General features: G+C 43.9%; 19 protein-coding genes. 14 read left to right on the top strand and 5 right to left on the bottom strand.

The genetic code is table 11. From position 1 onward, the window contains the following. Window positions 1-6 precede the first annotated feature (6 nt). Window positions 7-1926 (top strand): AraC family transcriptional regulator, encoded by a 1920-nt coding sequence (locus MKX75_RS01060; protein WP_339168034.1) that lies wholly within the window; start codon window positions 7-9, stop codon window positions 1924-1926. Between the two features lie 141 nt (window positions 1927-2067). Next, the gene (locus tag MKX75_RS01065; RefSeq protein WP_339168035.1) at window positions 2068-2922 is read left to right on the top strand and encodes an aldo/keto reductase; all 855 of its coding nucleotides are present in this window, start codon (window positions 2068-2070) and stop codon (window positions 2920-2922) included. 421 nt (window positions 2923-3343) lie between these two features. Here MKX75_RS01065 and MKX75_RS01070 read toward each other — a convergent pair whose 3' ends face one another. Next, on the bottom strand, window positions 3344-6514 hold the full coding sequence (locus tag MKX75_RS01070; RefSeq protein ID WP_339168036.1) for an alpha-mannosidase: 3171 nt from the start codon (window positions 6512-6514) through the stop codon (window positions 3344-3346). A gap of 199 nt (window positions 6515-6713) precedes the next feature. Between MKX75_RS01070 and MKX75_RS01075 the strand changes: the two genes are divergently transcribed. The 4 genes from MKX75_RS01075 (at window position 6714) to MKX75_RS01090 (ending at window position 11478) form a co-directional block, all read left to right on the top strand. Then, complete coding sequence (locus tag MKX75_RS01075; protein WP_339168037.1) at window positions 6714-7640, top strand: AraC family transcriptional regulator; 927 nt, start codon at window positions 6714-6716, stop codon at window positions 7638-7640. Window positions 7641-7787: 147 nt separating this feature from the next. Then, window positions 7788-9077: an SIR2 family protein gene (locus MKX75_RS01080; protein WP_339168040.1), complete on the top strand. Its 1290-nt coding sequence runs from the start codon at window positions 7788-7790 to the stop codon at window positions 9075-9077. Beyond that, window positions 9071-9547, top strand: coding sequence for a hypothetical protein (locus MKX75_RS01085; RefSeq protein ID WP_339168041.1), 477 nt, complete (start codon window positions 9071-9073; stop codon window positions 9545-9547). Before MKX75_RS01080 ends, MKX75_RS01085 begins: the two co-directional genes overlap by 7 nt. Continuing rightward, window positions 9544-11478, top strand: a complete 1935-nt coding sequence (locus tag MKX75_RS01090) for a hypothetical protein (protein ID WP_339168042.1) — start codon at window positions 9544-9546, stop codon at window positions 11476-11478. The genes MKX75_RS01085 and MKX75_RS01090 overlap by 4 nt, the downstream gene beginning before the upstream one ends. A gap of 108 nt (window positions 11479-11586) precedes the next feature. Here the strand turns inward: MKX75_RS01090 and pdxA are convergent, their stop codons facing one another. From pdxA to MKX75_RS01110, 4 genes are all read right to left on the bottom strand, one after another. Further along, window positions 11587-12588, bottom strand: coding sequence for a 4-hydroxythreonine-4-phosphate dehydrogenase PdxA (pdxA, locus tag MKX75_RS01095; RefSeq protein ID WP_062837729.1), 1002 nt, complete (start codon window positions 12586-12588; stop codon window positions 11587-11589). Further along, window positions 12585-13880 carry a four-carbon acid sugar kinase family protein gene (locus tag MKX75_RS01100; RefSeq protein ID WP_339168043.1) on the bottom strand — a complete coding sequence of 432 codons (1296 nt, stop codon included), beginning with the start codon at window positions 13878-13880 and terminating at the stop codon, window positions 12585-12587. The genes pdxA and MKX75_RS01100 overlap by 4 nt, the downstream gene beginning before the upstream one ends. 96 nt (window positions 13881-13976) lie before the next feature. After that, complete coding sequence (locus tag MKX75_RS01105) at window positions 13977-14963, bottom strand: 2-keto-3-deoxygluconate permease (protein ID WP_339168044.1); 987 nt, start codon at window positions 14961-14963, stop codon at window positions 13977-13979. Window positions 14964-15129: 166 nt separating this feature from the next. Beyond that, complete coding sequence (locus tag MKX75_RS01110; protein WP_339168046.1) at window positions 15130-16812, bottom strand: PrpR N-terminal domain-containing protein; 1683 nt, start codon at window positions 16810-16812, stop codon at window positions 15130-15132. Window positions 16813-17042: 230 nt separating this feature from the next. On the opposite strand from MKX75_RS01110, the gene MKX75_RS01115 reads away from it, so the two are divergent. From MKX75_RS01115 to MKX75_RS01150, 8 genes are all read left to right on the top strand, one after another. Then, a complete protein-coding gene (locus MKX75_RS01115; protein ID WP_339168047.1) occupies window positions 17043-17261 on the top strand; it encodes a hypothetical protein in 219 nt (72 codons plus the stop codon). Between the two features lie 193 nt (window positions 17262-17454). Next, window positions 17455-18159 carry a PspA/IM30 family protein gene (locus tag MKX75_RS01120; RefSeq protein WP_339168048.1) on the top strand — a complete coding sequence of 235 codons (705 nt, stop codon included), beginning with the start codon at window positions 17455-17457 and terminating at the stop codon, window positions 18157-18159. Window positions 18160-18195: 36 nt separating this feature from the next. Continuing rightward, the gene (locus MKX75_RS01125) at window positions 18196-19227 is read left to right on the top strand and encodes a TFIIB-type zinc ribbon-containing protein (RefSeq protein ID WP_339168049.1); all 1032 of its coding nucleotides are present in this window, start codon (window positions 18196-18198) and stop codon (window positions 19225-19227) included. Beyond that, window positions 19227-20024, top strand: a complete 798-nt coding sequence (locus tag MKX75_RS01130) for a TPM domain-containing protein (protein WP_339170284.1) — start codon at window positions 19227-19229, stop codon at window positions 20022-20024. Before MKX75_RS01125 ends, MKX75_RS01130 begins: the two co-directional genes overlap by 1 nt. Window positions 20025-20071: 47 nt before the next feature. Continuing rightward, the gene (locus MKX75_RS01135) at window positions 20072-21115 is read left to right on the top strand and encodes an SPFH domain-containing protein (RefSeq protein ID WP_339168050.1); all 1044 of its coding nucleotides are present in this window, start codon (window positions 20072-20074) and stop codon (window positions 21113-21115) included. Window positions 21116-21365: 250 nt separating this feature from the next. Continuing rightward, the gene (locus MKX75_RS01140; RefSeq protein ID WP_076333539.1) at window positions 21366-21593 is read left to right on the top strand and encodes a DUF896 domain-containing protein; all 228 of its coding nucleotides are present in this window, start codon (window positions 21366-21368) and stop codon (window positions 21591-21593) included. Between the two features lie 130 nt (window positions 21594-21723). After that, complete coding sequence (locus MKX75_RS01145; protein WP_339168052.1) at window positions 21724-22680, top strand: ring-cleaving dioxygenase; 957 nt, start codon at window positions 21724-21726, stop codon at window positions 22678-22680. An 81-nt stretch (window positions 22681-22761) separates the two neighbouring features. Further along, entirely contained in the window at window positions 22762-23850 is a 1089-nt protein-coding gene (locus MKX75_RS01150) for a low temperature requirement protein A (protein WP_339168053.1), read from the top strand. Window positions 23851-23948: the final 98 nt, after the last annotated feature.

The raw sequence follows: 23948 nt of genomic DNA on the forward strand, positions 1-23948 counted from the left end.
ACGTGTATGGATTGGGAAGCCCATATCGAAAGGTGGAGCCGAACTGCCGTTAGATTGCTGGATATTCGGCATTATCGTGCGGAGCATGGAACGGTTCCTGATCACTATGTGGCGCATACGAACTTTTTCTTAATCACTACTCATGGAGAGGCTAGGGTGAGCATATCGGGCAAGGTCTACCAGACCCGTTCATCTTACATATTACATGGGGGAGCAGATGCTGAGCTGAGTATTGTGCCGCTGGGTCAGGACTTTGCCTGTTATCTGATTTTATATACAGCCGAGTGTCTATCGCCGGAGGAACGGAAGAGCTTCCAGGTGACGTATGCGTTTGCTCCGTATGCAGTACTCCCTGTTCAGGAAAAGTGTGAATCTATGAACCGTTTGTGGCAAGAACCCGCTTCCATAGACAAGCTACAGGCGCAGTCGGTCTTTCTTCCATTGGTGTACGAGATCATGCGGCAACAGATCCAGACATTGGCCAAAAAGGAAAGCAGCAGACCCAACATCGTCACTGAGGCAATCCACTATATTCACGATCACTATAGCGAGCCGATTACAGCCGAGGAACTAGCCAAGAGATACCATTGCAGCGCCAGCTATTTATCCCGTTTGTTCAAAAACCAGATTGGACTAGGACCCATTGAATATCTCATTCATGTGCGCGTTCACAGATCAAAGCAGTACCTTCTAAAGTCCGAGGCACGTATCCAGGAAATCGCGAGCAACGTAGGTTATGCAGATGTGTATTATTTCAGTCGCTTGTTCAAAAAGCATACCGGATTATCGCCACTTCAGTTTCGTGCGGAACATCGGCAACAGATCCAGGTTCAGTATAATCCATTACGCGGGTTAGAATCGTCTATTGTAACCCCTAACTCCGGTTCTCATAATGAGAATGAGACTTATTATCAACGGATTAGGGAAGGGGACACATCCATGTTTAGATTTTCACGACCGGCCTTTGGGGCGATGATGTTATTATGTACATCCTTGCTTCTAAGTGCATGCCAGACAAGCAGTACTCCAGGAGCAGCGGCTTCCCAGCCAGCTTCATCAGATACGACTACTGCTGTAACTACAGACAGCGTAGCTACGGAAACGCGGATGTATAAGCATCTGAAAGGCGAAGCCGAAATTCCTGTGAATCCACAGCGAATTGTCAGCTTCTATCACTTGGGTGAGTTAATGGCGCTTGGGGTGAAGCCAGTTGGCACAACGACATTTATTTTAGATAATCCACTTATAAGTGATACTTCCGGTATTTCAGATGTGGGTGTTCCGCCAGATGCGGAGAAAATTCTGTCACTGGAGCCAGATCTGATTGTTACAACGGCAGCATTTGCGGAGGCTGTGGAAGGCGGGTATGATGCACTGAGTCAGATTGCTCCAACCATTGTTGTCGAGCAGTACAACGACCCGATTAAAGATGTGGAGATGTTTGGTGATATTCTTGGGAAACAAGAGGAAGCACGGCTATGGAACGAGCAATTCACGGCTAAAATCGCGGAGTATAAAGATAAGATTAGCCCTTATGTAGGTTCCGATGAGACGTTCTCCATATTAAATGTGCGTCCGGATGCACTTTTTGTATACGGGGATACCAATATGGGAGGCAATATCATCTACAAGTACCTCGGGTTGAAGCCAGCCGCCAAGGTAGAGACAGACGTGATCAAAGGTGAGACGTGGGAAATTTCTTCTGAGGTGATTCCTGACTTTATTGGTGACCGGTTATTCCTTGCTGTCAATGACGGGGCGGAGGATAAACTCAAGGATGTACAGAAACTGATTGAGCAATCGCCAGCAGGGAAAGCGAATAAGGTCTACAATATTGATTTTGACGAGTTTCTGCTCAGTGACCCCATTTCGGTAGAGCAACAGCTGGACATCATTGTTGATATACTGGTCGGAAACAACGAATAGAACGTCCAATACCTTGTGGTCTCTCTTATGCCAAATTGATTCAAGCCCACTGGGAGGGGTAGAATAACGAGAGGATGATCAATTTTTAACAGTCTAATCTCGGAACGAAAATCCAACCTTTTGGCAAAGGAGAGTTCTCACATGAAGCATCACATTCCGGAATATACATTGAACGATGGCTTGAAAATACCCGCAATTGGATTTGGTACCTATAGTTTAAAAGGTGAAGAAGGCGTTAAATCGATCGTATCCGCGATGGATGCGGGTTATCGATTAATTGATACGGCATATAACTATGAGAATGAGGCAACAGTGGGCAAAGCAATCAAGCAGAGCTCCGTTGCCAGAGAAGAGCTGCTGATTTCGTCGAAGCTGCCGGGGCGCTATCACGCTCATGATAAAGCGCTCGTAGCGATTCAGGAATCCCTGTATAGAGCCGACCTGGATTATTACGATCTGTATCTGATTCACTGGCCCAACCCCAAAAAGGATGTGTACGTGGAGGCATGGCAGGCTCTAATTGAAGCGAAAAGACGCGGATATATCCGATCCATTGGAGTGAGTAATTTCCTGCCCGAGCACAATGAACGCCTCATTAAGGAGACGGGGGTAGCACCGAGTCTGAATCAAATTGAGCTGCATCCATTCTTTGACCAAGCCGATCAGCGGGAACAGGATAAGAAACATGGCATTGTGAACGAGTCCTGGAGTCCAATCGGACGTGGCAATGATGCTGTTCAGGACATCGTCAAAGACGAAAAAATTCTCCGCATCGCGGAAGCTCACGGGAAAACGCCTACCCAAATCATCTTGCGCTGGCATATCCAGCTGGACTCCATTCCAATTCCGAAAGCCGGCTCGCTTCAGCATCAGCAAGAAAATATTGATATTTTCGACTTTGAGCTGAATGCGCAGGAGATGGAGATGATCTCTTCGTTTAGCCGTCCAGATGGACGATTGTGGGATCAGGACCCGAGTGAGTATGAAGAATTTTAAGGCCAACGTAACCACTGGCTAAATTGGTTGCTGTATAATCTATCATCTGTAATCAGAAACCCCTATGAATAAACATGGTACAGCCTGCTGGCTCTACCGATGTTATTCCGGGGGGATTTTTGTATTTTCGGCGATAGAAGATATATTAGTTTAATTAATGATTTACACCGTAACGGAGAGGACAGAAAAAACCTAAAAAAGCGAAGCGTGCGCCTTTATCCCCAAATTTCCCCTTGAGGAATAATCGAAAAATATGGGGGTAACAGCGATTGGAAGGTTGTTCTGTCATTGTAGTACCAGTGTGAATAATATTTAGTTGAACTTATATAGTAAAAAGAAAAAGAGTGCCCCTGTCATGAATGACAGGAAGCACCCGTAATATGAACGGCTATGCTACATAACTTATCGATAAATGTACCCGCTACGCGTTCGCAATCCGGAAGGTTAGAATCTCATACGGTTTGATATCAAAAGAAATTCGACCATTTTCCACGGCGCATTCCGCTTCGTTATTTTCCAACAGATCACACGCATATGCTTTAGCACTTGATCCTTCAGTAAGTTGGAGGGAAGCCCGAGTGCGGCGGCCATGCGCTTCGTAGACTCGGATGATCATATCATCGTTGTTCTCGGCTTTTTTGATAACCTCTAACACGACATTCTCTTGATCGACCGATGCAATTGACCATGTTCCCGGCAACGTACCGGTTTGCGATGCAATCTCACGAGCAACCAGCGGACGGTTGAGATCATAAGCAGCTTGGATGACACGTCCTTCACGGAAGTCGCCCTGATGCGGATAGAGCGCGTAGGTGAATACGTGTTGCTCTTTGTCGGCATTTTCATTCGGGTACGTTGCGCTCTTGATCAGTGACAGTCGCATCACCGAGTTATGAATATCATATCCGTATTTGCAGTCGTTCAGCAGAGCAGCGCCGTACCCGTTCTCCGCCAGATCGGCCCACTTCTGTCCGCATACTTCAAACCGTGCCTGATCCCAGCTCGTATTGCGGTGAGTAGCACGCTCAACGTTGCCGTACTGGATTTCGTAGACGGCCTTTTCACTCCAGATATCGAGCGGGAAGGCGGCTTTCAGCAGCAAATGTTCCTGCTTCCAGTCTACGAATGTACGGAAATCAATCCGGCGAGTATGCGCATAGAAGATGATTGTCTGCTCAATGATCGAGTCCAGGAACTGTCGCTTCACTTGCAACACAGAACGCACCGGTCCACTTTCAACCCACTCCAGCGACTCTAGGTCGCTAATCTCCCACATATGCTGTTCATAGTAATCATCAATGTTCCACGCTTCGTATTCCGCAGGTCGATCCTCGAATACTTGCAGCACGTTACCACGCTTTCCAGACTGAAGCAGCTCACGGCCTTCCAGCTTGTCCCAGACCGATACGAACTCGGCAGATTCATTCAGATGGATATCATACCAAGGTGTATGGATGTGGCGCTGATCTGCTTCCCACTGTACAACCGATACCCCCGCGACAAGCTCGTCTGTCAGATCCGGTGTAATTCGGAAGGATTTATACCCGGATGCAGGCACGTTCTCTGCAAGGAACACAAGTCCGCCTTCGGGAGTTCGCTGGCTTGGTACAGGGTGATCTCCATCGTAGACGGTTACTTTTCTTGCAAAAGCAGGCAGTTCAACCACATCCGTGCGTACAAATCCGGTGGTGTTAAATACCACAATGGCTTCGCCATCAGATGTAATTCGACTGGAAATGCCGTTCAGTGCGCTGTCTTTCAGCTCATCTGTGACACGCAGAACTTCTTCATATTGCTCCTGGGAATCCACATAGACCTGCTCAATGGAGCTGCCCGGGAGAATATCATGGAACTGGTTCAGCATCGTCAGCTTCCATGCATGCTCCAGTGCATTGGTTGGATAGGTCGCCTGTGCATTCGCCTGACGATGAATCATGGCATACAACTCAGCATCGGCCAGCGCAAATTCACTATGCCGGTTATACCGTTTATTGCGAGCCATGGACGTGTAAGTCCCCCGGTGGTACTCCAGATATAGCTCACCCGACCAGCGCGGAACGGAAGGAACATCCGCCAGATTCTGTTCCAGCTTCTCGAAGAACTCTCGTACAAAAGTACGTTTCACGTCCGGTAAGCCTGGTAATCCTTTTTCAAGCCGTCTGCCGTGCTCTAGCATCTCCTCCGTTGGTCCGCCGCCTCCATCTCCAAATCCGAAACATTGCAGGACATCTGCATTAATGTTTTTGTTCTGATATCGCTGCCACGTGCCTTTCACTTGCGAAGCATTAAACCGTCCATTATAGGTGGTTTCGAACCGCCGTTGCCTGAAATCGGGATACTTGGCATAGTCTGTCGCTGTGATGAAATGCGTTAAAACCTCAGATCCATCGATTCCTCTCCAGTACATCGTATCGTTCGGAATCTGGTTTGTATCATTCCAGGCAATTTTGGTTGTCATAAAATAATCAATACCGCTCTTGCGCATAATCTGCGGCATCGCTGCACTATAACCAAATACATCTGGCAGCCAGAGAACACGGTTCTCCACGCCAAACTCTTCCTTGAAGAAACGCTTTCCGTAGATAATCTGACGGATCATGGATTCACCCGAAATCAGGTTGCAGTCGGCTTCCAGCCACATTGAACCTTCCGCTTCCCAGCGTCCTTCGGCTACCTTTTCCTTGATTTTCTCATAGAGAGACGGGTAGTCTGCTTTCAGGTACGCATATAACTGCGGTTGCGAGGACATGAACGTATACTCCGGGAACTTGTCCATCAAGTAGAGTACACTCGCGAAGCTCCGAATGACCTTCTCCCGAGTTTGGTCCAGAGTCCATAGCCAGGCCACATCAATATGGGTATGACCAATGCAGTGAACGGTGGGAATGTGATCACCTGCAGGCCGAGTTTCACCGTAGATATGATTTTGCATATAAAGGCGGGCTTCCAGCACCGATACATGAAAAGCAGTACTGTTTTCCTGACGCAAATCCAATAGATTTACCGCCTGATTCAGATGTTCAATCAGCTTCAGCCGCTCCAGGTCATCCTCACGCAGTAGATCCGCGGCATCGAGTGCAGCCTTAAGATCGTAATATAAATCTGTAACAGGCTGATGATGCTCAGCTACATATACATTGAGGAAGACATCCGCTGCCGAAGTACTACAGTACGCATATAGTGCCAGTTCGAATTCTTCACCTTTTACCGCAGTAGGTGTTAGGTCAATTTCCGTATGATTCACGTCCAGACCGCAGATCAGTTCCCCATTGAGGAATGCCAGAAATTGCGGGTTATCATAGTTCCAGATATCATCAGCACCGGTGACGATGGTACAAACGACTTTTTTTCCTTCCATATGATCCGGGATTTGAATGCGGGTTTTGAAGCAGCTGTGTACATCTTTACCACCCCAGCCATCCCCCTTACGGAATACGTTCCAGGAGGAAGGGTCCTCATGAACCAGTTCCCAGGAGTGGTAACCACTCTCTTTATGATAAAGCTCTGGTATATATGTCTTTGAGGTCAGTCGTGCACGTTCCAAGTGTTTCACAATGGTATGGATCCGAGTATACAAGGAATTCATTTTCATGTTGGTTTCCCACCTTGGTTTGTAGTAAGTACAGGCTGTAGTCGTTGTTGGAACGAGAATGCTGCAAGCGCTAACATATCAACTTTATCATACCAAAAGAGAAATGGGCGAAACTATGTATTGTATGCTGAAAATAACGTCTTTTTATTGCATTTCATGCTAAAATAAACTCATTAGAATCGGGATAGGGGGCATGTCCATGAAACCATCGGTTTTGGCATACGAGCAGGGATATGCGATCCATGTAAACGAGCCTGGAGATTCACTTTTTTATAATCTGGATTATGACGAACGCTCTCATGAACTGAATATGGAGTTTCAGCATTTCCACGATTTCTATGAGATCTGTATTCTTCTGGATCGCACGGCTGCACATATCATTGAAGGCAGTATGTACGAGATTCAGCCGTATGATATCGTTCTGCTACGGCCTTCCTTACTACATAAAACGCAATATCCCAAGGGAGTGCCACCCAAACGGTTGATGATTACCTTTGCCATGCCACGCAATACACCCGGTCTTGAGAGCGGTTACACAGAACTGTTTTCGATTTTTGAAGAACCAATACCGATATTCCGATTTACAGAAGAACGGCGTCAGGCGGTATTAGCTCCTTTAAATGAAATCTTTTCTTTATCGCAGAATCCCTCCGTACTTCAATCAGTTGCAATTCATAGCAAATTCGTTGAGTTTCTCTGTACAATCCATCGATACTCAGCGGAGAATAGCTACGTTCGTGAAGAGACAGGTTCGTCTATGTCGCAGCGGATGTATGCCATTGCATCGTATATTCACAGCCATTATCAGAATGAGTTGTCGCTTGAAGAGATATCCAAACGGTTTTTCGTGAGTGCCCATCATCTATCCCGTCAGTTTAACAAAGTCACAGGCTTTACATTTACCGAGTATATTCAGATGACCCGAATTCGCAACGCCCAACAAATGCTCCTGAACTCTAACCAAAAAATCACCGAGATTGCAGCACAGTGCGGCTTCGCCAGCTTCTCTCAATTCAATCGCATCTTCAATAAACTGAATGGCATGCCACCAAGTGCATATCGCCGAAGCAGACAATCGCAGAGCGAACGTGAAATGATGAAGAGAGATAAAACGAATGCGAGATAAAGAGAACTGGATCAAAAATAGAACGAAGTACTTAAATAGTGAATTGTTAAAAGAAGAAGATAGGTCAAATGAACTATAAAAAAATCGTATAATTTGGTACTATTAAGAAAATAGTGTCAATGATATTGACTAAAAGAGGGGCCAATTATGAGTATACATTTAGAAGATTTATGTAATGATTATCATGAGAATAAAATTGTTCCTCTCATAGGCGCAGGGCTATCTATGCCTTTTAATATACCCAATTGGGGAAACTTAATAAGAGAAATAACTGCAAAGTATGCTGTAGGTGATTCATCTTTTGTAAAGTTGGCTGTAGAAAAGGATTTGGAGAAATATGATTACTGGCAAGCAATCGATATTTTAAAAAGATATACAACAGTTCAAGAAGAAGACATTCAAGAATATATAGCAACAACGATACAGAGTAAAAACAAAAGAATTGATGATGATCTACTTCATAATTATTTAGATTTAAAAGAAATGAATTTCAATCTTTTCTTGACTACAAATTATGAAAGTATACTTCACAAATATTTAGATTGCGAATTAGATCCAATTTTACTGAGAGATATAAACTTTAATACACAAAATTTGTTTGATCAAAAAAGGGTTTGTCAGTTACATGGTACGATTTCCAATTCCGGAACCATTGTCATTAGTAAAGAAAGCTACCAACAGCTTTATAGTGATAAGAAGTATGAGAATATTTTGAAATTAGTAACAGGTACTAGGAAGATACTTTTTATGGGTTTCTCTTTTGATGATCAGTTTATAAGAACACTTATAAAAGAACACAAAGATTTTTTTAGTACAAAACATTATATAATATTAGCCGATCCAAGTTCTGAAAAAATTAGAGAGCTTAGAGAGGAATTTGGCCTACTTACTATATCCTATAGCACAAAAGAATTTACTCATGCTGAAGGTATAAGAGCGATTTTAGAGAAGATGAAGGGAAAAACTTCTAGCGTAATTGGAAAAGATAAGGATACAGCATTACCTATTTCTAAAATTGTAGTCGGTGCAGGTATTGAAGATCTTCAAAAAGATGTGGCTAATAATCTTTTTTATAAAAAGTTAAAGATTGAACAGATTGATGATTCTTTAATTGAACTTAGTTCTGCATTTTATGTAGCCTCAGAAGAGTATATTCGCGAATTGAAAAGAGCTGCCATTCCGTTAAATATAATAGATATGATGCTTAGAAAAGTTTTTATAAAGTACAAAGAAAGATACGCAGATACTTATAAAGAGTATGGTAATAGTGAGGAGTTTTTAAAAATTGTACACTCCAGTTTGAAAAACTTAGACTACGGAAGGTTGAAACAATTATTAAAAGACAATTTGGCAGATGAGGATGAGATCAGAGGCTTGATTCATCTTTTAGCAGAAGATGAAAAGTTGGAGGTATGGTGGGGAGGAAATAGATGTTAAGGGATAGGGATGGGTACTTGTCGGTTCCGTCATCTATTGAATTACTTTTTGAAAATGAAAAATTAGAATTAATGAAAGTACTTTGTTTGATTAGTTCTATGTCATCAAAAAGAAGAAAATATTTATCAGTTTCAGAGATTGTGTTTTATTATGCGATTGTAAATTTTAACCTTATCACAATATTTGAAGATGTAAATATAACTAGTTCCCCCAATCAATTTTTTCGTTTCCAATCAAGGATTAGTAATATCATAATTCGAATGGAAAATTTAAATTTTATCGAATTAAAAGCAACTTTATCGACAAAGAAAGATGATATTAAAATTAGAATTTCAAGCAGTGGAATGAAATTCTATGAAGAGCACAACTCAGTTTTTTTTCAGGAGTTGCAAGAAAGGTACGTATCAAGTTTCGAGAGGGTTAATTATACTGCTAAAAATTTAAAAAGATTAAAGGAGGGTAAGGCTTGAGTCAGATAATATTAAGAAGATTAATTTTGCAAGGTATTTCTTTTAGAAGAACTATCGAATTCAATAAGGGCCTTACAATCATTAGCGGTGAAAAGACTTCAGGAAAATCATTAATATTAAGCTTGATTGATTATTGCTTAGGAAAAAGCGAAAAAATTGATCTAACTGTTCAAAAAGAATTGAATACTTATTGTGATCAAGTTTATCTTGAACTATTGATTAGTGACGAAATTATTACTCTTAATAGGGATTTGAAAAAAAATTTCGATAAGATAAGAATGTATTACTGTCCATTCAATAAAATAGAAGAATTCACTCCGAAAATTGTAATCATCAAAGAAGCAATGAACATTATCATGCAAAAATTAAGTATTAATGAGTACAAACTAATTAGACATAAACAACACAGTACAGAAAAGGAAATTGAAGTAGTCTCTTTTAGAGACATATTTAGGTATGTGTACATACATCAACACAACCTAGGGACGGATAACTTTCTCGAAAATAACAGCGTTTTTAAAGCAAATAAAAATCCACATGCGTTTAAATTGATGTTTAACTTAATAGAAGTTGACAAAGATACATTAAATGAAAAAATAGTAGAGATTCAAAATCAAATTTCAGAAGCGAGAAAAGAGATAGTCGGTTTGATATCTTACCTAAGGGATCGGGATGCGGATGATCCTATAATGTTACAATTGAAGATCGATAGAGTAGAGAGAGAAATAGAAAATACAAAAAAAGAAAAGAAGGAAGTAGTTCAGAATAGTAAGTCTAATGAGAATAAAGAAAACCAGTTATATATTAAACTGAAAAGAGATATAGAAGATATCTCAAATGAAATTTTTAATTTACGTAAAGAAGAGAAATCATTGAGTTTATCTATATCTTCAAAATTACTTTTATTAGAAGAATATGAAGTAGAACTTGTTGAAATAAAAGAAACGTTAGAATTGAATTATAAGCTGATTATTGCTGATCAAACGCTTGAATGCCCTTTGTGTAACTCACAAATAACCCATACCCATACCAACTCATCATTAAATACTGGTGAAACAGAAATTGTTTTACAAAAGGCAAAAAAAGAGATTGAAGGTAAAAAAATTCTAGTTGCAGGTTTAATAGAGACTGAAAAAAAGAAAACAGAACAACTAAATTATGAAATAAGCAATCTTAATCAAAGACGTGAAATTTTTGATGAAGCAATTAAAGTTTTTAGCAAAAAAACAGAAGTTCCCTTCCTTTCTCAACTAGAAACTTTAAACAGCATGATTAATCGACTGACAAAAGATCAAGAAATTCTTAGAGAAAGCATGAGAATCTACCATAAAATTGAGGAAAAAGAATCTCTTATTATTGCGCTAGGGTTAGAAGAAGAAAAATTAAAGGGCAGACTATCTGCCTTACAAGTAAAAGGTATAGAAAAAGATGAGATTCTTAATTTACTTGATATAGAGTACCGAAAATTTATGAAAAGATTAAAATATGATCCTCTTGATGAAACGTATATTCATAGAGAAAAATTTATCCCTTATTATAATGGAGCCAGTGTATATTCTCATGAAAGTGGAGGATTGCTAGAAAGCATGCAGTTATCGTATCTCGGCGCTATTCTCAAAAGCAAGGAAGCTGGTTATGCTAAAGGTCATCCAGGTTTATTAATGTTAGATTCAATTAGTAAGTATGTAGGGACTCTGAAGAAAGATAGCAAGGAATCACATGTTGTCGAAGGGTCAACAAAAAATCAAGTTAGAGACCCAGAAGTTTATGAAGAGTTTTATAAAATTTTAGTTGAACTAGGCAATTACCATCAAATAATTCTTGTTGAGAATACGCCCCCGACTCAATATGATAGGGCTTATACTAAATATACTTTTTTCAATGGGAAAAATGGATTAATAGATGAAGAAGCAAATGAAATAAAAGAATAGTATATATGCATGATCTACAAAAAAGGCAAACCCTCTAAAGTTACAAAGGGATTGCCTTTTCCTTCTAATGTATATATTACGTCAGAAGTATATATATCTAGAAAATAATTAAACTTGATCCTTTGGCGCCAGTTCAATAGCAGAGCGGATGGCAGCCAGCATGCTTTTATCATCGGCAATATTTTTGCCAGCGATATCGAAGGCTGTACCGTGGTCAACAGACGTACGGATGATACCACCTTTCAGGCCAACAGTGATGTTCACGCCTTCCTCGATGCCCATTACTTTGATCGGTGCATGGCCTTGGTCGTGGTAGCAGGCTACGACGATATCGAAGTCACCGCGACCAGCGCGGAAGAAGAGTGTGTCCGCCGGGAGTGGACCAACCACGTTAATGCCTTCCTGCTGTGCACGCTCAATGCCGGGCTGCAGCTTCTCTTCTTCTTCTCCATTACCGAACAAGCCGTTCTCTCCGGCATGAGGATTGATTCCGCATACGGCAACGCGCGGATTCTCAAAGCCTGCTTTTTTCAGCGTATCATGAGCTAGCTTCACGACGGTGTAGGTTCTTTCCGGATTAATACTCGCAATAGCATCGATCAGACCCATGTGTGTAGTCAGGTGAATAACTCTAAGATTAGGCGTGGTCAGCATCATCGAGAAGTCCTGCGTATCCGTCAGGTCAGCCAAAATTTCGGTGTGTCCCGGGTACAGGTGCCCCCCTTGATGCAAAGCTTCTTTGTTCAAAGGCGCGGTGCAGATAGAATGAATCTGCTGCTTTTTGGCAAGATCAATGGCTTTGGCGAGAAATTGGAAAGCTGCATCCCCAGCCACGGCAGATACTTTACCGTATTCGAGATCCGCAGGAACGAGATTCAGATCAATCACATCCACGGTACCAAATTCATACTTGGCTTCGGAAGGCTCTTGAATCGCGTTAACGTTCAGACTTGAGCCGATGACTGGCAACACACGCTCCAGAATCTTCGCATCACCGATAACGAGTGGATTGCACTGATCGTACATCTCTTGATGACCCAGTGCTTTCATAATAATCTCCGGTCCAATACCTGCTGCGTCGCCCATTGTAATTCCAATTGTAGGTTTCATACAAGAATACCCCCTTTTAATTTTTGAATCGCATGGATAAAGACATCGGGTTTGCCGAATCCGCCTGCTTTGGTAACCACATGCAGATCATCAATCCCGATGAACTTGGAAATCGGCACGCCGATTTCAAGCTCATCCAGCAGCTCGAAGCCGCTAATATTCCATTTCAGACAGATCTGTTTTGCCGTATCGCCACCGGTCATGGACACCCCTTTGAAAAGTCCCTCTTCCAACAATCTGGCACAGATCTCACCCATCGCAAGTACGATTTCGTTGCTGACTTCCGTGTGATTGAGACCTCGAATTTCGCCCGTTGCCCGTGCCAGTTCGATATCCACTTGTTCTGCGGTGGAGTAGAGGACGACATCTTGTCCTTCCAGTGCTTTGTCTCGGACCTCGTTATAGACACGTTCCATCTCTTCCGCGCGATCTGCGGTTGCGGATACTGCTTTGAAGGAGTGGAATGAAACGGATGCAATCTTAGATTGGCGCAGCAAGCGATACAATTGTTCGCGGGAGTTTTTATTTACGCTACCCACAACCGTCAGGATCGGACCGGGATTCTCGGGTATCGTGAGTTCGGTGGACTTGGATTCAAGCTCGAAGTGAGCAGGGAGGTAGTTGGCAATGCCAGCAGACCCTGCCCAGGCAAAGGTATAATCCAGCTCGCGAGTCATTTGCAAGATCATCTCCAGATGCCGTTCTTCTGTAGAATCTACGAGTACATATGGAATGTTATTTTGCTTAAAATGTTCTAGTTTCGATTGAATGTGACCTTGGCCAACGTCCAGATCAGCAACCGTTATTTCGCCCACCTCATAATTCGTCTGTTGTTTCAGCAGGTCCGGAAGGTAGGAAAGAGTTACGGGCGTCTTTGGATCATTCGCAATCTCGGTTTCCGCGAGCGGAACGCCGTTCAGATAATGAATCCCCTCATGGATGGTACGGTTATTTTTTGGATAACCCGGAGCGATCATCATGAAATCAGGTTTGACGACATCATACAGGGCATCAATCTCGATGCCGATATTTCCACGCATGGTCGAATCCATCTTTTTGAAAATCGTCTCAAACCCAATGTTCTTCAGCAATTCAGCAGCCTGATATACACGGTTATACGCTTCCTGTGAGGATATGGAACGACTATCTGTATCAAAGACGACGGCATCGTAACGTGTAAGAGGGCCTTCATCCATATTAAAAAGAACACTGGTTTTCAAGCCATGACGGGCAAGCTGCACCCCGCTGTCATTGGCACCGGTCAAATCATCTGCAATAATGGCTAATTTCATGCAGTCATCCCTCCTTTGTAAGCACAATTTAATAAAAAGTCCGTTCAGATCATCCATTAAGCACAGATTAAGCACATTAGTTCAGGAGCAAACCCTTTATGTGCTTGGTCGTTGATTGTATTTCTCGACTCCACCTGATTTCTCCAGTCGTTTGGAGAGGAACCCGATGAAGATCGGCAACAGGATGGCTGTAGTAACAACGCTCGCCGCAATCTGCACCGTAGCAATCTCGGCAATCGGGCCAAATGAAGCATTAGCAGCCACGATGGCAGCAGGTGTACCTACCGCATTACCAGCGGTTGAACCTTCGGAAGCACCAACGATGGGGTTCCAGCCAATGGCTTTAAAGAGCAGGTATCCAATTCCGCCTGTGAGAAGTACGGTCAGAACACCAAGCATGATTCCGCCAAGTCCACCTTGGATAATCGAGGAGAAGTTGATTCCCATACCCAGTGAGAAGGCGAAGAATGGAACAAGTTTGTCGCTGCCTTTGTGCAGCCACTCCGCCAGATTGCGGTCCAGATTACCAATAATGACACCAACGATGAGCGGAAGCAATACAGCAACGAATGCCATGGGAGAGAACATGCCGTTGGCGAAACCCATTGCACCGAAGATGGAGAGCGCTACCATGGTCAGGAATGGACCATCGCTGAGCGCGAGGAATGGATAGGCTGCTTTATCATCTTCTTTACCGTATTGACCAGCGAGTGCGATGTAAAGACCACCGTTAGAGTTGGTCATCGCAGCGATAATGGCAAGTGGGGCCAGACCCAGGAATAACCCGCTTGAGTCTGCAAACAAAATGGCAACGAGACCAAGTGCTGCACCGATCGCCCACTTGACGACAAGCAAGGTAACACCCTTGCCGACGGACGAACCAGCTGTTTTGAACGTAATCTGTGTACCGGCAATTAACAGGAACAGTGCAATCAATGTACTGGAACTGTTAACGAAGAGAGCTTCCGTGAATCCGCCAATGCGCAAGGCATTTGGGAAGAATGTATTAATGGTTGCACCGAGTAACAGAGGAACGACCATCATACCGCCAGGGATGCGATCTAAAGTTGCTTTAATGTTCATAGTAGTAGCTCCTTATGAAGTAATCGTTTTTATGAAGCGCTTGCAGGGATTATGTTATCCCATATCGTTTAATATAGCAACATTAAATTATTGTAAATTTAAAATACATACGTAACTGTTTAAAAATGCAACACATAAAGGCGAGAAAAAAGACGTAAACTTAAAGTTAATCTTTAAGTTTACGCCATAATGTGGCCCGGTTAATCCCCAGACGCTCTGCGGCCTTCGATTGATTATTATTTTCCTCCTGGAGCACGAACTGAATAACTTCCTTTTCGATGTCCTTCAGAGTTCCATTCAACTTCATTTGGCTTGAAAGAGGTTGTTGATCCAGTAAACGAGACAAGGTAGCGGTGGTAATTACATACTCCTGTTCATTGAGTGCAGCCTGCTTGATCAAATGTTTCAACTGGTTGACATTCATATGTGTGATCTGATCCCGGATCAGCTGTAGTGCATCTTCTTTTATTCTCACCGCAGTAGTTCCGTATTTCTGGTAATAACCCGTAAGGAAATGCTGCATCAGTGGAGCCAGATCCTCTGGTCTATCCGCAAGATTTGGCATCATGATCGTATTAAGCTCTAAGTCGAGTGACCATAGGGGGTTCAATGCCTGCTCCCCGAGTATAAACACGCCAATCTGGCTTTGAAGGCAGCTCTGGATAAAAGAGAGCAACTCCTCATCTTCCATACGTGCTTCCATACGGTTAATCTCTACATTCCGAACCTTGGCTAGTGGTATCTTGTGCAAATGACCGGGCGGAACTTGCGTGAGATCAATCTGTAATAGCAGCCCACCACCGGAGTACATCTGATGAATATGTTTGACCAGAAAAGATTTACCGGAATCCGCTTCACCCAGCAGATAGATCGGTTCATGATGCTCGTAGAGTGCCCGAATGTTCTTCAATACCGCCTGCATGGCAGGGGATTCTGCAACGATAGGTTCCATCGATGCGTCCGTGAACGTTGTTATGCCGAATTGTGCAAAGGCATAAGGTTGTCCTTTTTCCAGCATATATACCTTGTAGCTCTTGTTGTCCAGGGTCGTTTCATAGGCGTTAACCGTGAGCTGGTAATCGTCCACGATAAACACATTTTGGATCTGGGATTGATGGAAATCCAGGCTGGTGTTGGTCAGATACATATGATTATCGGTTAGCGGATTTTTCTCAAAATCGGTCAGGTTCTCGAATACGACTTCATTCCGTTCATTTAAAATAAGTAAATTGGGATGTTCCTGTGTAACCAGGTCATTCAGTATGATCGATATCGCATGATTTTTGCTCAAATAACGGTAGACCAGCTGCGCATCCTCCATGGCTCTAAGGATAGATTCCTGGCCAGATTGGATTAACAATCCCTCCAGACCATAGGTCTTCGCGGTGTTGACGGTGATCACATCCCCGACAATCTGGCGGTAACCAGAAGCCTTCAACTCCAAGAGCAATCGTGCCACATCTTCCGAGCTATGTATGGTATAGACCTTGAGGGGCAGATCCATCAGATCAATAATCGATTGTGCACCAGAGGTGATGTTGGAGAAGCCAACGATGGCTGTTTGGCCGTTAAATTGGCTTGCCAGTGTAAGCGAACGAATCATATCATAGCCTGATAGCTGCACATCGATGACGGGAATGGTCACTGCTTTCTTAATCAGTTGGGCGGTTCCGCCGCGGCTGATGATAATCTCCGCACCGTTTTTCTCAGCTTGGGTTGCTAATTCCACACCGTTCGCCAAATCGCCCACGTCCGTCTGAATGGCCAACTGGGGAAAACGAGGAATGCACTCTTGTATAATAGGAATCATCGATTCGTAAGGAGCGATAAAGTGAACTCGTGTACGCATAATTTTCCTGCCTTTTATAGAAATCATTGATCCCCTTATTATAGCCAACTTGCGGATGAATGGCACCTATGGGAGAACCAACACGGCCATGCCTGTAAAAATACCTAAGGGGTATGTCGCCATAACTCTTCGAGTTGAATGTGATGAAGTGCACTGAATCGAATCCTTAACTATTTCAAAATTAATGGATAATTGCACACGATAAGTATAGAGAAATGAGGAAATTTCATATGGGAGATATTCATAAAGTGGCTGAACCGGATCACATCATTAAGGATGTTGTCGGAAAGTTCCCGTGCAGGGTGCTGTGGAGTGAGGGCCGTCCATGTTTGGAGTATCAGAGGGAAGAGGATGTAGCTCTAATCACAGAATACGTCCGCACGACGTATAACGTTGAGCTGTTGGATGTGTTTTTCACAGCGGTGGAGAGTCTTTTGGTTGAACCGTAGTTAGGTAGGGAGCTGTAGAGTTTATATAAGGTCATCAGGCGACACTATAAGTGCTCGTCTTTTCTTATATTACGCTATTATAGTATGGATTTGGATCGTATTAACTCCACTTGCCATCGTGAAATGTGAAACGTATGTCGCCGTATTCATGTATTATAGTATACATATGAACTTTTCGGAGGAGGAACAAGTCATGGGAATCTTATCGAGGTTTAGAGACGTGATGAAGGCCAATGTGAACCACATGCTGTCTCGGGCGGAAGACCCGGAGAAGAGTGTGAATGAGTATATGCGCAGCCTGAGCAGTGATCTGGGTCAGGTGAAGGCCGAGACAGCAGCGGTGTTGTCAGATGAGAGCCGGGCGAAGCGAGCATTGGATGAGTGCAGTGCCGAGGTCAAGAAATTACAGCGGTACGCTGAGAAATCAGCGGAGTCGGGAGACGAAGACAAGGCACGTGGTTTTCTGGAGAAGAAAGTGAAGCTGGCTGACAAAATGAACGAATTGCAGGCTGCCTATGAACGGGCTTCCGCCAAAGCCAAGATGATGAAGCATATGAATGACAAGCTCGTTGCAGATTTGGGGCAACTGGAAGCGCGGCATGCAGAACTGAAAGGCCGAATGGCAGATGCGAAGGCTCAGCAACAGGCCAACGAACGGAATGCATCTGCGGGCAGAGCTGATGCTGCATTGAAGGCCATGGAAGACAAGGCGAATCAGGCGCTGAACGAAGCAGAGGCTTTGGCAGAACTACGCGCTGGGGCACAGGAAGATGACTTGGACGAATTAATAGCCCAGTTGGAGAGGGACATGAACGCAGATACGGGTAATAATGAGAGTGCGTCGCCAAGTGCGGAGGAAGAACTCGCAGCGATTCAGGAGAAGTTGAAGAATAAGTAATACGTTATACCATTTCGTTAACATTGAGGTGAGCAGATGCCGGTTATTGAATATAAATGTCCCAACTGCGGGAGTGGCATGATCTTTGACAGTGTGTCAGGTGCATTGTCCTGTCCCAGCTGCGGCCGCCAGGACAACATAGAGCAGATCCCAGATCCGTTGAAGAGACAAGTGTTTACCGAAAATGAGGTCAAGGAATACCACTGTAACAGCTGCGGAGCTGACATCGTGACGGAGCCGGAGACCAGTGCGACGACATGCAGCTTCTGCGGTGCAGCGGTTGTACTGAGTGATCGGCTGACGGGCAACCTGGCCCCCGCGATGGTGATTCCCTTTTCGATTAACAAGGACCAAGCCAAGCAGGCTTTCAAAAAGTGGTGCAGAAACGGCCTGTTAACGCCAAGTGGCTTCATGTCCGCCGATCGGATTCAGAGCATTACCGGCATGTACGTGCCGTTCTGGTTGTATGAGTTACATAACAAAATCGAAGTGCATGGTCGTGGCACCAAGGTCAGGTCCTACACCCAGGGCGACTACCATTACACGGAAACACAGCATTTCGATATATACCGCAGAATTCGGCTGAATTACGTGAATCTGCCCATTGATGCATCGGAGAAAATGAAGGATGAGCTGATGGATAAGCTGGAGCCTTTCCCATATAACCAGCTGAAATTGTTCAAGACCCCGTATCTGGCGGGGTACATTGCGGAAAAATACAGTTATACGGACGAAGAACTTTTTCCACGGGCCAAGGATAAAACGAGATCGTACATTGATTCTTATATTGCCTCCACCGTATCCGGATATAGCAGCGTGAGCTACACGGACAAACAGATTGATACCAAGCTCAAACATGCGGACTATGTGCTGCTCCCGGTGTGGATGGTCAACTATGACTATAATCGTGCACAGTATACCTTTGCCATGAATGGTCAGACAGGTAAAGTGGTCGGTAAACCGCCGATCAGCAAAGCCAAAGTGGCCGGATGGTTCGCAGGAGTCTCTGCGGTCTCATTGCTGTCACTGAAGCTGGTTTCCTGGATGATGGGAGGTGGATTCTTATGATGAAAAGAACCCCTCTGGCCGTGATAGCTACGCTCATTTTACTTATGATAAACCTTGTCGCACCGTCGCTTCCCATGTCATCGGCATCCGCAGCGGAGAGCAAAAACCTCATCTATGATGAGGCCAACCTGCTGAGTGAGCAGGAGAAAAGTGAATTGAATCTACTTGCGAATCAGTATGGCGCGGAACGGCAGACGGACTTTGTTATCTATACAACGAATAATGTTGAGAATCAGGATGTTATGCTCTTAACGGAAGATTTTTATGATGAGCAGGGGTTAGGGTACGATAAGAAATTTGGTAATGCTGTCATATTGACGATGGATATGAATAATCGCGAAGTGTATCTGGCTGGATTTTATAAGGCAAAAGAATATCTGAGCGATCAGCGGCTTGATGCTATTCGTACGCGAATTACTTCTGACTTGTCTAGTGGGGATTATAAACTCGCATTTGAGAAATATATTGAGCTCTCTTACAAATATATGGGGTATGAACCCGGTGTAAATCCGAACAATATTTTGTTCAACGGCTGGTTTCAGTTGGGAGTATCTGTGGTCCTTGGCGGTATTGTTGTTGGTATGATGACTTATCGTTCCGGGGGACGTGTCACGGTCAATCGTGCGACTTATGAGGATTCAAGCAATTCCAGTGTAATTGATCGTCAGGATCGTTACATCCGTACAACCGTAACCAAGCGCAAAATCGAGAAGAACAATAACAACGGTGGAGGCGGTGGAGGTGGAGGTACCTCCCGAGGCGGTCATTCACACAGTGGAAGTAGAGGTTCGTTTTAGTAACGGAGTCTGCGAATTATGTTAATATAGAAGGGATGGAAACGAATATGGGATTTTTCAGAAATCAATTTTCGAATGTGGTGGAATGGGAAGAGTTCAGAGATGACATGATATTTTGGAAGTGGAGCAACCGGGAGATCAAGAAGGGGAGTAAACTCATTATCCGTTCGGGTCAGGACGCCATTTTCCTGAATAACGGTAAAGTGGAAGGCATTTTCGAGGACGAAGGATCGTTTAATATTGATTCCGAGATCATTCCGTTCCTTTCTACCTTAAAAGGGTTCAAATTCGGATTCAACAGCGGCATGCGGGTCGAAGTACTATTTGTAAATACGAAAGAGTTCACCGTGCGCTGGGGCACGCAAAGTCCGGTATTGATTCCAACAGCACAACTCCCGGGTGGGATGCCGATTCGGGCCAACGGCACATTTAATTTTAAAGTAAGTGACTATGTCACTCTGATCGATAAGATTGCAGGCATTAAGCAGAGTTATCTGGTGGAGGATGTCAAAATCCGAATCACTTCTGTGCTGGATCAACTTTTAATGAAGTGGATTAGCCGTGAAGGGAAGGATATGTTCAACCTGCAGGCCAATGCATCAGATATTGCCAAGGGGATTCAGGAAGATCTGGATATGCAGATGATGGACATCGGCATTGGGATTACCGGTTTCCAAGTAATGAGCTTCAATTATCCAAAAGAGATTCAGGATATGATTACGAAGACCGCTTCGCATGAGATGATTGGTAATCTGCAAAAATATCAGCAGGTTAGCATGACAGATGGTATCTCATCCGGTAAAGTACAGGGCGGCGGCGCAGCTTCGGATATGGCGGGCATGATGATGGGTATGAACATGGCCAATGAAATGATGAAAAACATGAACCAGAATCAAGGCCAGAATCAGAACAACAATGCGGGTTCGTCCCAAAATCAGAATAACGACCAGAAGCCAGCGGGAAATAGCAACGGTGATTCAGGTAACTCTTCATCTACAGAAGGCAACAAGAAGCCAAACTTCTGCCCGAACTGTGGAGCCAAAAATGAAGGAGCCAACTTCTGTCCAAATTGTGGTCAAAAGCTGGGTTAATCAAATAAATACATGTAGGGCTAGGTTCGTAGTAAGTGAAACTAATGCGGAGCTAGCCCTTTTTTGTCTGGATTCATAGTTAAAGCAACATGGAGTAGAGCAGAGGAACGGGGGCAGTAATTTAATTTTTATAAAAGAGTTGACAACCGCTCACAAATCATTTATCTTTAACTTAAGATATTTAATTTAAATATAAATAACAGCCAAGAACAAATATCTTTAATCCATTACATGAGGAGAGATCAAGATGATGATCCCAACATTGACCAGAATAAATGAACTTTCAAGAAAAGCCAAAGAGGGCGGATTGACGGAGATGGAGAAAGAGGAACAGGCTCGTCTTCGCAAGGAATATCTGCAAACTTTTCGCGGTTCGGTCAACGACATTCTGCTGAATGCAACCATCTATGATCCAAACGGCGATGACGTGACTCCTGATAAATTGAAACAAGAACAGGCCAATCAAAATAACGACTAGCATATTATTTGCTAGACCATATATCTTAATTTAAAGATAATACAAATTACTATAAATCAACTAACTAACTCAAATATCTCTAACACCTAATCAATTTAAACATGCTTACCACACCAAGGAGGAATTAATCATGACTATTCAAACAGCAGGTATTCACCATATTACAGCTTTCGCAGGCGATCCACAGGCCAACGTTGATTTTTATGCCGGAGTTCTGGGACTTCGTCTCGTGAAAAAAACAATTAACTTCGATGCACCTGATGTATATCATCTGTACTTTGGAGACGAACACGGAAGCCCGGGTACCATCATTACCTTCTTCCCATCGGCTGGATCACCACGGGGCAAAATTGGCGGAGGTCAGGTCGGCATCACTTCCTATGTCATTCCTCCTGGGTCGATTGGCTTCTGGCAGAACCGGCTGGAACAGTATAACATTGAGGTAACCAAAACAAGTCGCTTCAATGAAGAGCTGCTTCAATTCGAAGATAGCGAAGGCCTGCGGCTTGAACTAGTTGAACGTGAAGAAGGAGCAACCAGCACTTGGGCGCACGAAGGGATTCCAACAGATAAAGCGATCAAAGGCTTCGGCGGTGCTGTCCTGTTCAGTGTTAATCCGCAAAGAACGATGGATGCTCTTGAGAAAATCATGGGATTTGTCAGAGTGAGTGAAAATGATGAGTATGCTCGTTTCCGGTCCAGCGGGGATATCGGTAATGTCGTAGATGTTCCAGTGACCCGTATACCTCTGGGTATGGGCGGCGCAGGAACCGTGCACCATATTGCATGGCGCGCAAAAGACGATGAAGAGCATGCACAGTGGAGCGAAGCTGTACGTGATTACGGATACCAACCGACTCCTGTTCGGGATCGTCAGTACTTTAACGCAATCTACTTCAGAGAAGCTGGCGGCATTCTGTTCGAGATTGCTACCGATCCTCCGGGCTTTGCCAAAGATGAACCTGCTGATTCGCTTGGACAAAAATTGATGCTGCCAGAGTGGTTTGAGAAATACCGCCCTCAAATTGAGGATAATCTGCAACCGATCGTGGTAAGAACGCTCGTACCTGCTACAGCTGCGAATTAATAAGAGGGGATAACAGCGATTGGAGGGTTATTCTGTCATCGGAGTGTATGTGTAAATGAAAAACCAAAGGAGCATTGAAGGATGATGGAGAAAAAGGTTACCTGGCTGGAACTGTTCTACGATCTGCTCTTTGTAGCAGCGGTCTCCAAAGCGGGTCATGTCTTGTTGCATGCCGAACACGGAGTAATAACGTTTGAATATTTAATGAAGTTTGTGCTTATTTTCATCCCTGTTTGGTGGGCATGGGTCGGTCAGACCTTGTTTATTAATCGCTATGGTCAGGATATCCTGATCCATCGAATATTCCTCATCCTTCAGCTCCTGTCCGTGATGGTCATGACGGCGAGCCTCTCTACCCATTTTGACCAATACTATCTTTCCTTCTTCATCGGGTATATCGGTTCACGGGCGTTTACGGCCATTCAGTATCTGACGGCTCACAAGTCAAAAAGCGAGCATCAGCAGCAAGCGGCTCGTTACTTGGGTATCTGTTTCCTTATTGGCATATTGATCTCATCAGGTTCATTGTTCTTCGATTCCTGGTTACGATACGTGATTTTGTATGCGGGTATTGCTGTGGATATCGTACTTCCGCTGATCGGACGCAAAAACCTGGTGAAGGTACCGGTTCAGACCCATCACTTGTTGGAACGTTTTGCACTCTTTACACTTATCCTGCTGGGTGAATCGGTGGTGAGCATTATCGCTGTGCTGCAAGCCGATCATTGGGACATGAAATCCATCTTGTTTGCCGCCTTTACGTCCATCTTTGTCATTGCGATGTGGTGGCAGTACTTCGACAACGTGGAGAAAAAGGTCAGCAAAGAGATTCAGACTGCCGGGCAAGCGATCATATACGGCCATCTGTTCATCTACATCTCTATGAGCATGATCGCTGCATCGATTCAGCTGTTATATCAGAATCAGTTAAACTATGTGTTCATGATAGGGTTTGTATTTGGATCAGCACTACTGTATTTCTTGTCGACCTCCCTTGTGTTCCACCGTTACAGACACGCACATCTACGACTCCGGCCACGTCATCTGGCGGTGATGGTAGGGCTGCTGGTGGCATTTGTCCTTGTAGATCTGGTCTACCGGGTTCCAGGCTATGTCATCATGGGCGAAGACATGTTATTCTTCCTGGTGTATGCGAAACTTACAACATAATAGAATATTGATATGAAAAAAGAAAGCCACGAACAGGTCTGTTGGTGGCTTTTCGAGCTATTCATGAGCTGTCTACACCTAGATTAATAGCACGTGTT

Origin of the sequence: Paenibacillus sp. FSL R5-0341 (assembly GCF_037975235.1) — a bacterium.
GTDB classification, from domain to species: Bacteria; Bacillota; Bacilli; order Paenibacillales; family Paenibacillaceae; genus Paenibacillus; species Paenibacillus amylolyticus_A.